The organism is Cellulomonas sp. PhB143, assembly GCF_003752595.1.
In the GTDB taxonomy this organism is placed as follows: domain Bacteria; phylum Actinomycetota; class Actinomycetes; order Actinomycetales; family Cellulomonadaceae; genus Paraoerskovia.
In genome coordinates this window covers 1-13,199 of the sequence record NZ_RKIJ01000005.1, presented here as the reverse complement: position 1 = coordinate 13,199, position 13,199 = coordinate 1, and the positions used below count along the sequence as shown (strand labels likewise).

General features: G+C 74.1%; 14 protein-coding genes. 9 read left to right on the top strand and 5 right to left on the bottom strand.

Annotated elements, in window-relative coordinates:
• The first annotated feature begins 45 nt into the window (after positions 1-45).
• From EDF32_RS01445 to EDF32_RS01435, 3 genes are read left to right on the top strand one after another with little or no spacing between them, the layout of a single operon-like run.
• Positions 46-381 carry a type II toxin-antitoxin system VapB family antitoxin gene (locus EDF32_RS01445; RefSeq protein WP_123306773.1) on the top strand — a complete coding sequence of 112 codons (336 nt, stop codon included), beginning with the start codon at positions 46-48 and terminating at the stop codon, positions 379-381.
• Entirely contained in the window at positions 378-1,010 is a 633-nt protein-coding gene (locus EDF32_RS01440) for a LytR C-terminal domain-containing protein (RefSeq protein ID WP_123306772.1), read from the top strand. The genes EDF32_RS01445 and EDF32_RS01440 overlap by 4 nt, the downstream gene beginning before the upstream one ends.
• Position 1,011: 1 nt before the next feature.
• On the top strand, positions 1,012-1,638 hold the full coding sequence (locus EDF32_RS01435) for an N-acetyltransferase (RefSeq protein WP_123306771.1): 627 nt from the start codon (positions 1,012-1,014) through the stop codon (positions 1,636-1,638).
• Positions 1,639-1,727: 89 nt separating this feature from the next.
• Here EDF32_RS01435 and EDF32_RS01430 read toward each other — a convergent pair whose 3' ends face one another.
• The 4 genes from EDF32_RS01430 to EDF32_RS01415 form a co-directional block, all read right to left on the bottom strand.
• Positions 1,728-3,902: a glycosyl hydrolase gene (locus EDF32_RS01430; RefSeq protein WP_123306770.1), complete on the bottom strand. Its 2,175-nt coding sequence runs from the start codon at positions 3,900-3,902 to the stop codon at positions 1,728-1,730.
• A complete protein-coding gene (locus EDF32_RS01425) occupies positions 3,899-4,630 on the bottom strand; it encodes an HlyD family efflux transporter periplasmic adaptor subunit (RefSeq protein WP_123306769.1) in 732 nt (243 codons plus the stop codon). Before EDF32_RS01425 ends, EDF32_RS01430 begins: the two co-directional genes overlap by 4 nt.
• Positions 4,627-6,384, bottom strand: coding sequence for a glycosyltransferase (locus EDF32_RS01420; RefSeq protein ID WP_123306768.1), 1,758 nt, complete (start codon positions 6,382-6,384; stop codon positions 4,627-4,629). The genes EDF32_RS01425 and EDF32_RS01420 overlap by 4 nt, the downstream gene beginning before the upstream one ends.
• Positions 6,385-6,900: 516 nt before the next feature.
• Entirely contained in the window at positions 6,901-7,827 is a 927-nt protein-coding gene (locus EDF32_RS01415) for an LLM class F420-dependent oxidoreductase (protein ID WP_123306767.1), read from the bottom strand.
• Between the two features lie 105 nt (positions 7,828-7,932).
• Between EDF32_RS01415 and EDF32_RS01410 the strand changes: the two genes are divergently transcribed.
• Positions 7,933-8,631, top strand: a complete 699-nt coding sequence (locus EDF32_RS01410; protein ID WP_123306766.1) for a YafY family protein — start codon at positions 7,933-7,935, stop codon at positions 8,629-8,631.
• A gap of 85 nt (positions 8,632-8,716) precedes the next feature.
• Positions 8,717-9,100 (top strand): VOC family protein, encoded by a 384-nt coding sequence (locus EDF32_RS01405; RefSeq protein ID WP_123306765.1) that lies wholly within the window; start codon positions 8,717-8,719, stop codon positions 9,098-9,100.
• 35 nt (positions 9,101-9,135) lie between these two features.
• Here EDF32_RS01405 and EDF32_RS01400 read toward each other — a convergent pair whose 3' ends face one another.
• On the bottom strand, positions 9,136-10,383 hold the full coding sequence (locus tag EDF32_RS01400; RefSeq protein ID WP_123306764.1) for an MFS transporter: 1,248 nt from the start codon (positions 10,381-10,383) through the stop codon (positions 9,136-9,138).
• Between the two features lie 92 nt (positions 10,384-10,475).
• Here EDF32_RS01400 and EDF32_RS01395 point away from each other — a divergent pair, with 92 nt between their 5' ends.
• From EDF32_RS01395 to EDF32_RS01380, 4 genes are read left to right on the top strand one after another with little or no spacing between them, the layout of a single operon-like run.
• Positions 10,476-11,369: an LLM class flavin-dependent oxidoreductase gene (locus EDF32_RS01395; protein ID WP_123306763.1), complete on the top strand. Its 894-nt coding sequence runs from the start codon at positions 10,476-10,478 to the stop codon at positions 11,367-11,369.
• Positions 11,366-11,551, top strand: a complete 186-nt coding sequence (locus EDF32_RS01390) for a hypothetical protein (RefSeq protein ID WP_123306762.1) — start codon at positions 11,366-11,368, stop codon at positions 11,549-11,551. The genes EDF32_RS01395 and EDF32_RS01390 overlap by 4 nt, the downstream gene beginning before the upstream one ends.
• 60 nt (positions 11,552-11,611) lie before the next feature.
• Positions 11,612-12,253, top strand: coding sequence for a DUF1684 domain-containing protein (locus EDF32_RS01385; protein ID WP_123306761.1), 642 nt, complete (start codon positions 11,612-11,614; stop codon positions 12,251-12,253).
• 44 nt (positions 12,254-12,297) lie between these two features.
• Positions 12,298-13,035, top strand: a complete 738-nt coding sequence (locus EDF32_RS01380; RefSeq protein ID WP_123306760.1) for a TetR/AcrR family transcriptional regulator — start codon at positions 12,298-12,300, stop codon at positions 13,033-13,035.
• The last annotated feature ends 164 nt before the right edge of the window (positions 13,036-13,199 follow it).

Below are 13,199 nucleotides of genomic sequence, written 5' to 3'. Positions count from 1 at the left end.
GGATCCTCCCGGGCACACCGGCCCGCCTCGCCTAGACTGGCGGCCATGATCTTCAAGTCCGTCGGCGAGGGGCGGCCCTACCCCGACCACGGACGAGTCAGCACCCGCGACTGGTCCGACGTCCCGCCGCGCCAGGTGCGCCTCGACGAGCTCATCACGACCAAGAGCATGCTCGACCTGCGCAACCTCCTCTCGGAGGACTCGACCTTCTACGGCGACCTCTTCGCCCACGTCGTCGAGTTCGAGGGGGTGCTGTACCTCGAGGACGGCCTGCACCGGGCGGTCCGGGCCGCGCTGCAGCAGCGCCCCGTGCTGCACGCCCGCGTGCTCGTCGTCGAGGGCGCCACCACCCGCTCCACCGCGGGGAGCCTCTCCGAGTGAGCACCCCCGAACGGCAGACGCCCCGCGAGCGGCGGCGGCGCCACGAGCACGAGCGCCAGGCGGTCGTCTTCGGCCTGATCATCGCCGTCCTGGCCGTGATCGCCGTCGGCGCGCTCGCCGTGTACACCGGCGCCGTCGACCCGCCGTTCGACAAGCAGTTCTTCGCGAAGGACGACGCCCGCTCGCAGGTCCAGCAGCCCTGCATCCCGGACGACACCAAGCCGGTGCCGTACGAGAAGGTGAAGGTCGACGTGCTCAACGCGAGCGGCGAGATCGGCGTCGCCAAGATCACGGGCAACATGCTCACCGAGCGCGGCTTCACGGTCGTGAGCCTCGGGAACGCGACGCAGAAGCTCGACTACATCGAGATCTCGTCCAACAAGAAGACGCTCGCCGCCGCGTACACCGTCGCGGCGCAGTTCGACTCCCCCGTGATCGCCCTCGACGACCGCAAGGCGGGCACCGTCAGCGTGACCGTCGGCAGCGACTTCCAGGGCATGATCGACGACGACGACGTCGGGCTGACCGCCGACTCCACGCTCAAGAGCGTCAAGGGCTGCGTGCCCGTCGACGAGATCACGCCCGAGCACGTCCCCACGCCGACGCCGAGCGCCACGAAGGCCGGCTGACATGGTCGTCCGCCCCGCGCGGACGGACGACCCGCACGAGGTCCGGCGGCTCTACGACGTGTGCCTGCGTACCGGGGCGGACGGCGAGGACGCCACCGCGCGCTACCGCGCCCCGCGGCTCCTGGGCGAGATCTACCTCGGCGCCTACCTCGCGCTCGAGCCCGACCTCGCGTTCGTCCTGGACGACGACGGTGCGGGCGACGACGGTGCGGGCGACGGCCCGCTCGGGTACGTCGTCGGCGCCCGGGACACGGCCGCGTTCGAGGCGCGGTGCGAGCGCGAGTGGTGGCCGGCGCTGCGCGAGCGCCACCCGCGCGACGCGTTCCCCGCCGGCTCGCCCGACGACCTGCTGGTGCGGATGATCCACGCGCCCGGGACGACGTCGGCCCCGTGGCTCGACGACTACCCGGCGCACCTGCACGTCGACCTGCTGCCGGCGGCCCAGGGCGGCGGGAACGGGCGCCGGCTCCTCGAGACGCTCTTCGACGCGCTGCGCGCGGACGGCGTCCCGGGGCTGCACCTCGGCGTGTCCGAGGCCAACGTGCGGGCGATCGGGTTCTACGAGCACCTCGGGCTGCGCCGGCTCCCGACGCCCGAGGGCCTGGTGCTCGGCCTCCCCCTGCGCTGACGCCTCCCTCTCCGCCGAGACGTCGAATTCGGCCCCTGGATTCGAAGAATCGGGGGCCGAATTCGACGTCTCGGCGGACGGGCCGGCGGTCAGGCCGCGTGCACCATCAGCCACGCCAGCAGGTAGCTGCGCGTGTCCCCGTCGTCGATCCGGTCGTCGGGCAGGTCCCGCGCGGTCTTCAGGGCCGACGCCGCGTCGTCGGGCCCCGCGAGCGCCGCGTACATGAGCAGATAGTCGCCGAACACCACGTCGTACCCGCCCGGGTCCCCCGCGAGCGCCTCGTCGAGGTTCGCGCGGATCCGGTCCGGGTCCCCCGCGAGGTAGCCGCCCACGGGCGACATCGGCAGGACGAGGATCCCCAGCATCGCGCTCGGGTCGCCCGAGAACCATGTCGCCCAGTCGCGCTTGCCGCCCCACACGAGCGACGTCACGTGGTGCGCGAACCCCTCGTACACGGGGTCGGACGCGTCGAAGTCCGTCCAGTAGGCCTTCGCGGACGCCGCCTCCGCGCCCAGCATCCACCGCGCCTGCGCCTCGAGCCCGTCCTGCCCGGACGCCCGCGCCCACAGCGCGAGCCCGTTCCACGCGGAGACCGCCTCCGAGGAGGACTCCTGGTTGTTCCCGTCCGCGAACTGCCCGTACCCCGAGGCCCACGAGTGCCCGAGGTACGGGTCGAACACCCGCGTGGCGGGCAGCTCGTCGCTCGCGGCGCCGGCGGCGACGTCGGCGGCCAGCAGGTTCATCACCGGGGCGAGGTCGTCGGCCAGCCCCGGGTCGTCCGCCGCGACGACGCCCGCCGCGTAGAGGAAGTACCCGTAGTGGAAGTGGTGGTCGTTGATCTGCTCGGACCCGAACGACGGCGTCCGGCCCACCACCGAGCCCAGCACCGGGTCGTGCACGAAGCAGCGCGCGTCGCGCTCCTCGCAGCCGTGCGGCTGCGTCCACTCGCGCAGCGCGGCCGCGAGGTCCTTGCGCAGCGGTCCGGCGACGTCGTCCAGGCCGAGCTGGTCGGCCAGGTCCAGGAGGTTCGCGTCGCGCGCGAGGGCCTTGCCGCCGTAGTAGGTGTCCGAGGGCCGGGCGGGCAGCGCCCCGGCGTCCGCGCGCACCTGGCTCGCGAGCTCGCGGCGCGCGCCGTCGTCGAGCCCCGACAGGTCGAGCCTGCCCGACGGCGCCACCGCGGGGGCGGACCACGCGAGCGTCGAGGCGGTGCACAGCTCGGCCGTCCCGAGCACGGTCGCGTAGGAGCCGAGCCCGCAGCGGGGCGCCTCGGCGCCCCGCGCGGCGGTCTCCTGGTGCGGCAGACGGACGACGACGGTGCCCGTCCCCGCGCCCGACGTCCGGTAGCGGACGGCGGTGGAGACCGCCGACGTCCCGGCGCCGTAGCGGACGTCGGTCCCCGTGACCGGCCGCCGCATCGCGTCCAGCAGCGCCGCACCGCCCGTGCCGGGATCCGCGACGCTCGCGCCGTCGGGCAGGGCCCCCCAGACGAGCGACTGCCCCGCCTCGAGCGTCACGCGCCCGTCCGCGACCTGCGCGCCGTCGGGCGCCGCGAGCAGGTAGCCGCGGTCGCCGAGCGTCGCGCCGAGCACCTGGCGCCCGCTCGTCCCGGCGGCACGGGTGCTGCCGCTGCCCCCGGCGCCCGACGACGGGGCGAACCCCGGGACCTGGACCTCGCCGTCCGCAGCGGCGGTGTACGAGACGAGCGGCGAGCCCTCGGCGAGGACGAGGGTGCCGAGGCGCGCGCCGTCGTCGGCAAGGAAGATGAGCGTGACCGACGCGGCGTCGTCCGCGCCGACCGCGAACGACGCGGCCCCGAGGCCCACGGCGACGTCGGGCGCGAGAGCGCCCGTGATCGTCGTCGGGCCGGTCGTGACGTCCGGGACCCCGAAGGTGAAGCCGTCGGCCGTGGCCGCGAAGGAGAGCGGCGTGGCGAAGACCGGCTGGGGCTCGTCGCCGATCGCCAGGCCCGAGAACCAGCGGTTCGTGGGCGGGACGAGACCGTCCGCCACGCGCAGGGTGGGCGCGGGGGCGAGCGACTCCTGCGGGAGGTCGGCGAGCGCCGCCCCGACGTCGGGCGCGACGCCGGCGCGGGTCGGGGCGGGGGCGGCACCCGGGGCGGAGGTCGCTCCCGGCGGTCCCGTGCCACCGAGCACGGAGCACCCGCCGCCGAGACCGGCGACGAGGGCGACGAGGGCGACGAGGGCCGCCCCGGCCCGCCGCCGAGCCGCCGGTCGCGCCGCCCGCCCCCGCGGGCCGGCCGTCACAGACCGACCCGCGCGAGGAAGTCGTCGAACGAGGCCGTGGCGGGGGCCAGGACGCCGTCGTCGCGCAGGTCGACGACGACCGAGACCGGCGTGCCCGACGCGACGAGGCCGCGGCGGTCACCCCGGACGAGGTCGTGGCTGGAGATCTCCAGCGTCGCGAGCGCCCGGTCCTGGTCGTTGTCGACGGTGATCGCCTCGACCTCGCCCTGGATCGTCGAGTCGTCGGGCAGCGTGATGGTCGCCGGCGCGCCCTTCTCGAGCCGCGCGTAGTCCCGCGGCTCGAACTCGAACGTCGCGTCCGCGTACATCGTCAGGGCTCGCTCGACCTGGGCCACGACCGCGCCGTTGGCGACGAAGCTGCCGACGGACGTGCCGAGGGAGCTGACGACGCCGTCGGCCGGGGCGAGCAGCGTCATGCTCCCGTGCCGGTCGAGCGTGTAGGCGGGCGACCTCGGGTCGATCAGGTCCTCCTCGAGCTGGTACTCGAGCGAGGCGCTCTGCAGGGTGAGGATCGGGTCCCCCTTGCCGACCTCGTCGCCCTCCTTGACGTCGACCTTCGTGACGACGCCGGGGTAGTCCGTCCCGACGTCCATGGCGATGCTGCGCAGCGTCGCGACCTGGCTGGCGGCCTGGGCGTCGCGGCGGTTGAGCAGCAGGGTCATCGCGGCGACGAGCGCGACGACGACGACGATCCCGACGAGCAGCCTGAGGCGCACGGCCCACGTCATGCGACACCTCCGGCGGTGATGGCGGGGCGGGGCGGTTCGGCACGCTGCGCTCGCCGGTGCTCGGCGCGCGTCGCGTGGGACTCGCGGAACGCGGTGACCACGAACCCGCCGAGGATCAGCGCGTTCGTCGTGTTCCAGGCGAGCGCCAGGCTCAGCGAGCCCGACCCCCAGTCCTTCCAGGCGCCCACGACCGAGGTCAGGAGGAGGAACACGAAGAACAGCACCTGCGGGACGATGAAGGTGAACGGCGACGTCGGGGCGCCCTTGCGCCCGGTGACGTGCCACGCCTGCTCCTGGCCGGTGATCACGTTCCACAGCGCCCGCGTGTAGATCGGGAACGAGACCGCCGCGAGCAGCAGCACCTCCCAGCGGAACGAGCCCATGGTGAACAGCGCGACGGCGATCTGCATGACGTAGAAGCCGGCGTAGAACAGGAGCCACTCCTGCCAGCTCGTCGTGACCGCCACGGGCAGCAGGTCGAAGTAGATCTGCAGCGGCGGCACGAGGATGAGCAGCAGCGGGCAGATCCCGGCGAGGTAGTTGGTCGCGGTGACCATGTACTGCAGCCGCTGGTCCATCGTCAGGCGGCGGCGCGGGCTGAGCGGGTTGTGCCGCAGCAGGATCTCGAAGCCGCCCGTCGCCCAGCGCAGCTGCTGCTTGGTGTACGCCTCGATCGTGTCGGGCGTGTTCCCGACGGCGAGCGTCTTGGGGATGTAGACCGAGCGCCACCCGGCCTCGTGCAGCTCGACGGACGTCCACACGTCCTCGGACTTCGAGTCGGTGTGCATCCCGCCGATGTCGTCGATCGCCGCGCGTCGGAAGATGACGTTGGTCCCGACGCAGAACGCCGCGTTGAACCGGTTGCGACCCCGCTGGACGAACCGGTAGAAGACGGCCTGCATGTACCCGGCGCCGCGGGAGATCACCGTGTGCAGGTTGCCGTAGGTCTGCGGCGTCTGGACGAACGCCACGTTCTGGTCGACGAAGAACGGGACGGTCTCGAGGAGGAAGTCGGGCTTGGCCACGAAGTCCGCGTCGAGGATGACGTAGTACTCGCCCTTCGCGATCGACAGCGCGTGGTTGACGTTGCCGGCCTTCGCCCCGTTGCCCGACAGGCGCCGGACGTACCGGGCGCCGAGCTGCGCGGCGAGGTCGCGGACGTCGTCGGACCTCCCGTCGTCGAGGAGCCACGTGCGGTGCTCGCCCTTGATCGCGAGGGCGGCGCGCACGGTCTCGTAGACCGTGTCGAGGTCCTCGCCGTACGTCGTGATGAACACGTCGACGCTCACGGGCTTGTCCTCGAGGTACATCTGCCACCGGTGCGGCTCGTCCTCGGCACCGTCGCGGATGATCTGGCCGACGTCGAACAGGTGGTCCTGCGCGTGGTAGAAGCTGAACGTCCGCGCGTCATACCCGCTCGAGAGCACCGTCCACATCGCGAACAGCGCCTGGACCACCAGCACGGTCTCCGCCGTGACGACCAGCGTGTAGGGCAGCAGGTCGCCCCGGTTGGCGGGGTTGAGCAGGAACACCGCGTACGCGATCACGCCGACCGTCGCGACGATCACGAGGAGCATGAGCGACGGGGAGTGCGAGGCGCTGTCCGCCTGCGCGTGGCGCCGCAGGAGCTCGCGCTCCTCGGCGAGCGCCTCGCGGTCGCGGTGCTCGGTCTGCTCGGCGAAGGGTTGGCCGACCGGTCGGAACTCGGTGCGGCGGGGGCTGACGACCAGCCGGTCGAACTCGGAGAGTGCCATCGTGTGTCCTCGCTCTGGTGCGGGGGCTCTCGACGGGCCGGCCACGACGGCCGGACCGTGTGCGGCGGCGGCTCTGGCGTCGGTCGTGGTGCGCGTGCTGCTCGGTGGTGCTGTGGTGCCGGTGGTGCTGTCGTGATCGGGCAAGCGTGCGGCACGCGGCGCCCGATGTCATGCACCGGTGTCGGGCGCGCGCCGGCGGCCCGTGCGGGGGAACGGCGGAAAGCCGCGGGTGCGGCGTCGGCGGACCGCGTCGGCGAAACGAACATTTCACGTGCGCGACACGGCGCGACGCATCCCGGGTCTCACCCACCGACACTCCGCCGGCGCCCGCCCCGCCCCTGCCCGCCCTCCGCCGGCGGCGACATCCCCCTCGCCGACGGTGACGTCACCCTCGCCGAGGGTGACGTTTCCGGCCCCGAAGAGGACTTCCGGAGCCGTGAAACGTCACCGTCGGCGAACAAGGCGTCACCGTCGGCGAACAAGGCGTCACCGTCGGCGAGAGGGACGACGTCGCCGTCAGCGGTCGAGCTGCGGCGCGACCTCCCGGGCGACGAGCTCGAGGTGGTCGAGGTCGTCCAGGTCGAGGGTCTGCAGGTAGACGCGGTCCGCGCCGTCGGCCACGACGCGGTTGAGGGTCGCGACGGCCTCGTCGACGGTGCCGGCGATCCCGTGCTCGCGCAGCTCGGCCGGCTCGCGTCCGATCGCCTCGGCGCGACGCCGGAACTCCGCCTCGTCCTTGCCGACGCACAGGACCAGCGCCGTCGAGTAGGTGAGGTCGTCGGCGGGCCGGCCGGCGGCCTCGCAGGCCTCGCGCACGGCGGCGAACCGCGCCGCGACGTCCGCGAGCTCGGGGAACGCTGCGTTGTACTCGGTGGCGAACCGCGCGGCCAGCGCCGGGGTGCGCCGCGGCCCGTTGCCGCCGACGATCACCGGCAGCGGCGACCGTGCCGGCTTGGGCAGCGCCGGCGAGTCGGTGAGCGTGTAGTGCTCGCCGGAGAAGTCGAACGTCTCGCCGGCCGGCGTCGACCACAGGCCCGTGACGATCGCGAGCTGCTCCTCGAGCAGCCCGAAGCGCTTCTCGGGGAACGGGATGCCGTACGCCTCGTGCTCGCGCCGGAACCAGCCGGAACCGAGGCCGAGCTCGGCGCGCCCGCCCGACATCTGGTCGACCTGCGCGACCTGGATCGCGAGGATCCCCGGGTGCCGGTACGTCACCGAGGAGACGAGGGTGCCGAGCGCGATGCGGCTGGTCTCGCGCGCGAGACCGGCGAGCGTCGTCCAGGCGTCCGTGGGTCCGGGGCCGCCGTCGCCGCTCATCGCGAGGTAGTGGTCGGAGCGGAAGAAGGCGTCGAACCCCAGCTCCTCCGTGGCCTTGGCGACGGCGAGGAGCTGGTCGTAGGTGGCGCCCTGCTGGGGCTCGGTGAAGATGCGCAGATCGGTCATGGGACCCGACGCTACGCGTCCGCGGGGGCGGGCTCGACCCGGCAGCGGAGTGGCCGGCCGGGCGGCTCGCGCAGGGCGGCGGGCTGCGGCAACTATGGTCGGTCGATGAACCGCACCGACCGGCTGTATGCGATCGTCGAGGAGCTGCGTGCGGTGGCACCGCGGCCCCGGAGCGCCCGGCGCCTCGCAGAGCGGTTCGAGGTCAGCGCCCGCACCATCGAGCGGGACCTGGCCGCCCTGCAGCAGTCCGGCGTGCCGATCTGGGCGGAGACCGGGCGGACCGGCGGGTACTGCCTCGACCCCTCGCACACGCTGCCGCCGCTCGGGTTCACCGTGGAGGAGACGCTCGCGGTGGCGATCGCGCTCGGCACGCTGGCGACGAGCCCGTTCCGAGAACCCGCTGCGTCCGCGCTCCGCAAGGTGCTCGCCGTCACGGACGAACGTCGACTCGAGGTGACGTCGGAGCTCGCAGCCCGCGTCCACCTCCTCGACGACGACAGCGCGGGAACCGCCCCCGACGGGTTTGCCGGAGCACTCCGCACGCGGGGCGTGCTGCGGTTGCGCTACCGCGACCGGAACGGCACCGAGACGTCCCGGGAGGTCGAACCGCTCGGCTTCGTCGGTCGCGGCCAGCACTGGTACCTCGTCGCCTGGTGCCGGGCCCGCGACGCCGTCCGCGTCTTCCGGAGCGATCGGATCGTCGCGCTCGAGCCGACCGGCGAGCAGTCGCCGCACCGGAGCTTTCGCGCCGAGGACCTCGACATCCCGTACGGCGACCTGCGCCCGGTGTCCGCCGCCGGCTGAGATCTCCGAACACCGACAGGACGCTGTCGCACGCGCCCTGCAGCATGGTTCCTGCCGGGTCGAGCGATCCGGCGGAGAGGACACCATGGACTTCGCTTCGATCAGGGTCATCACGCACGACGTCGACCGGCTCGTCGGCTTCTACGAGCGCGTCACGGGCATCGCCGCGGTACGGCCGGCGCCGGCTTTCGCCGAGATCCGCACCGGGGTCGGCACGCTGGCCATCGCCGCTCCGGAGACCGTCGCCGGGCTCGGCGCGCAGGCGCCACGGCCGAGCAGCAACAGCTCGGTGATCATCGAGCTCGCCGTGGAGGACGTCGACGACGTCGACCACCGGTTCGAGCAGTTCCGCGACACTCTCGAGGAGATCGTGCTCGAACCGACGACGATGCCGTGGGGAAACCGTTCCGCGCTGTTTCGCGACCCGGACGGAAACCTCGTCAACGTGTTCGCACGACCGCGCAGCTGAGTTTCGCCCGGCCCCCGGCGCGCCCGTGGACGCAGCTACGCGTCCGCGGGTCCCGGGCGGGCGTCGGCGTGCGCGATGTGCCGCAGCTGGTGCCAGATGAGCACGACGAAGACGGCCGAGCCGACGAACGCGAACCAGAACGGCGCGGTGATCCCCACGTGCTGGGCGAGCGCGCCGCCGATCGCCGCGCCGATGACGAGCCCGCCGTAGACGCCGACGACGTACACCGCCCCGACGCGCCCCTGCAGCAGGGTCGGCACGGCGCGCTGACGGATGGTGACCGACGTCGTCCCCCACACGAACGCGTGCGCACCGAACACGAAGAAGATCACGAGCGCGACCCACGGCGTCGTCGTCAGCGCGAGGCCGAGGTGGGTGAACGTCTCGATGATCAGGCCCACGCGCATGAGGGTGGCGAGCGAGACGCGCCGGGTGATCCACCCGTAGGAGAGGGTGCCGAGCAGCCCGCCCGCGGCGATCACCGTCGTGACGAGTCCGAACCCGACCGCGCCGAGCCCGAGGCGCTGCGTCGCGTACAGCACGAGGACCGACCAGGCGGCGCCGTAGGTCCAGTTGAAGACGAAGATGGTCAGCACGAGGGTGCGGACCGCGGCGTGGCGCCACACCCACACGACGCCCTCGCGCATCTCGGCCAGGACGTGCGGCCGCGGCCCGCCCTGCCGCTCCGGCGCCGGCAGGGCGACGCGCGCGACGAGCAGCACCGCGAACGCCACCAGCACCGCCTGCGCAGCGAACGGCCACGCCTGCCCGGCCGCGAAGAGCGCGGCGCCGAGCGGCGGCCCGGCGAGCTGGTTGAGGGTGACGAACCCGGCCTGGAGCCGGGCGTTGCCGAGCACGAGGTCGTCCCGGCGCACGAGCATCGGCAGGATGCTGCTCGTCGCGTTGTCCGCGAACGTCTCCGCGGTGCCGAGCAGGAACATCGCGGCGAGCACGAGGGCGATCGACGCGACGTCGGTCACCACCGCGAGCGCGAGCAGCGCGAGGACGACGCACCTCGCGGTGTCGACCGCGACCACCAGCCGGCGGCGGTCCACCCGGTCGGTAACGACGCCGGCCCACAGGCCGAAGACGAGCGGCGGCAGCCACTGCAGGAGGGCGGCGAGCGCGACGACGAACGGGTCGTCGGTGCGGCTGGCGACGAGCAGAGGCCCGGCCGCCAGGGCGAGGCCGTCGCCGACGTTCGAGACCCACGACGAGGCGAGCAGCCACCGGAAGCCGTGGCCCAGGCGCGGCGGCGCCACGACGTCGACGAGAGATCTCACGAGAGCCAGAGCCTAGCGGTGCGCGGGCCACGCAGCCCGTGCCCTGTGCCGGGCGTCCTGTGCGGCGCGCTCCGTGCGCCTACGCTCGGGGGATGCGACTGAGCACCGTGATCCTGCCGGTCTACCCCTGGTCGGAGGGCCGCGAGGTCTGGCGCCGCGCCGAGGAGCTGGGTTTCGAGACCGCGTACACCTACGACCACCTGTCGTGGCGGAACTTCCGCGACGGCCCGTGGTTCGGCGCCATACCCACGCTCACGGCGGCCGCGTGCACGACGACGTCGCTGCGCCTCGGCACGCTCGTCACCTCCCCGAACTTCCGCGAGCCGGTCACGCTGGCGAAGGACCTCATGACGCTCGACGACGTCTCGGGCGGGCGCATCACGCTCGGGATCGGCGCGGGCACGTCGTCCGGCTGGGACGCCACGGTCTACGGCGGGCAGCCGTGGCCGGCGCGGGAGCGGACGGAGCGCTTCGAGGAGATGGTCGGGCTGCTCGACCGGCTGCTGACGGAGGCGGACGTGACGTCGTCGGGCACCTACTACTCCGCGCACGAGGCGCGGACGATCCCGGGCTCGACCCAGCGCCCGCGCATGCCGTTCGTCGTGGCGGCCGGCGGGCCGCGCGGCATGCGGGTCGCCGCGGCGCACGGGCAGGGCTGGGTCTCGACCGGGGCGGGGACGGACCTCACGCCCGCCGAGTCTGCCGCACGGGTCGGCGAGCAGGTCGCGCGGGTGCGTCAGGCGTGCGCCGACGCGGGTCGCGACCCGGCGACGCTGCACACGGTGCTGCTCACCGGCTTCACGCCCGACCCGCTGCTGGAGTCCTTGGGGTCGTTCGACGACGCCGCAGGGCGCTACGCGGAGGCGGGGATCGACGAGCTCGTGCTGCACTGGCCGATCCCGGACTCGCAGTTCGCGGCCGACCAGCGGGTCTTCGAGCAGGTCGCGCTCGAGCGCTCCGGCCGGCCCGGGGGTGCCGCCCGGTGACGGCGGTGCGGTGGGCGAGCGTCCTGACGGTCGCCGCGGCGGGGATCGTGGCGCTGTGGTGCCTGTTCGGCGGGGTGCTGCGCGGGCACCCGTGGGCGTGGGTGCCGTGCCTCGTGGCGGGCGCAATCGCGCTGCGGGAGGTCCGCCACCTGCAGCGCACGGGGAACCGCGACGGCGCCTGACCTGCCCGCCGAGGCGGGCTCGCGCGGGCGAGGGAGCGCACCGGCTGACACCCTGGCCGGATGATCCCCGAGCTGCACGTCGTCGACTGGCGCCGCCGCGTCCAGGCCCTCTACGCGAGCGTCCGCGACCTTGCCGCCCACGACCCGGCGTCGGCCCACGCCACCTGGGTCGCGGGCCGCGACGACCTGATGGCCCACCACCCGGCATCGCCCCTCCTGCCCGAGGACCGCGAGTCGTTCACCGGCGTGCCGATGGGCGCCTACGACCCCGCGCTGCGGTTCGAGACGCCGGTCGAGCCCGTCCCCGAGGACGCCGACGGCGCGGCGCGGCTCGACGTCCCGACCGGGACCGACGGCGTCGTCCCCTTCGAGCGCGTCGGCCGGCTCGTGCTCGGCGACCTCGGCTCGCTCGACGTGTGGGCGCTGCGCTCCTACGGCGGCGGCCTGTTCGTGCCCGTCAAGGACGCCGGCGCGGGCCCGACCACCTACGGCGGCGGCCGCTACCTGCTCGACACGATCAAGGGCGCCGACCTCGGCAGCGCCCGGGTGCCCGACGACGCGGCGGCGGCCCTCGTGGTCGACCTCAACTTCGCGTACAACCCGTCGTGCGCCTACGACCCCGCCTGGGCGTGCCCGCTCGCACCGCCCGGCAACGTCCTTCCCGTGGAGCTGGCCTGCGGCGAGCTCGTCGCGCACCCGTGACCGCGCCCGTCCGGCGGCCGCGACCCGCGGGGTAGCCTCCCGCCATGAGAAGTCGCGCGCACCACGAGGCGGTCGACGCCGCCGTCGAGCTGTTCATGCGCCAGGGCTACGAGCGCACCACCGTCGAGGAGATCGCCGACGCCGCGGGCATCTCGCGGGCCACGTTCTTCCGTCGTTACGGCTCCAAGGAGGACGTCGTCTTCGCCGACCACGAGGTCCTCCTCGAGGACGTCGTGGTGCTGCTCGCGGAGTCGCGCCACCACCCCGAGACGGCCGACCCGTTCGTCGAGGTGTGCCGGGCCGCGCGCCTGGTGTTCGACCACCACGTGAGCCAGCCCGAGACGTCGGTGGCTCGCCACCACCTGCTGCAGCAGGTGCCGAGCCTGCGCGACCGCGAGCTCGTGACCACGCACCGCTACGAGCGCGCGTTCACCCGGTACCTGCGCGAGTCGCTGCCGGCGCAGGAGCGTGCGGCGACGACATCGGTCGCGTTCGCGGCGTCGGTGGTCGCGGTACACAACGCGATCCTGCGCCGGTGGCTGCGCGACCCGGCGCTGGACCTGCGCCCGGCGCTCGAGGAGGCGTTCGGCGACCTGCGCCGCGGGGCGTCGCGCACCGTGCAGGGGGCGGCCGGCAGCTCCGGAGCCGACAGCTCCGCGGAGGCCGACGGCGCGGCGGGCGCCTCCCGCCGGGTCGTCGTCGCGGTGGTGGACGCGCCGGGCGGCCCCGGCCCGGCGGACGCCGACGCGGTCGCGCGCGCGGTGCGGGACGCCCTCGCCTGACCTGCCCCGCCCGCCCCGCCGGTCCGCGCCCCGCCCGCCCCCGCCGAGAAGTGGGGGGGGCCCCCCCCCCCCGGGGGGGGGGGGGGGGGGGGGGGTGGTGTGGGGTGGGGGGGGGGGGGGGGGCGCCCGCCGGCTGGGGGGCGGCGGCCCGGGCAGACGCAAGA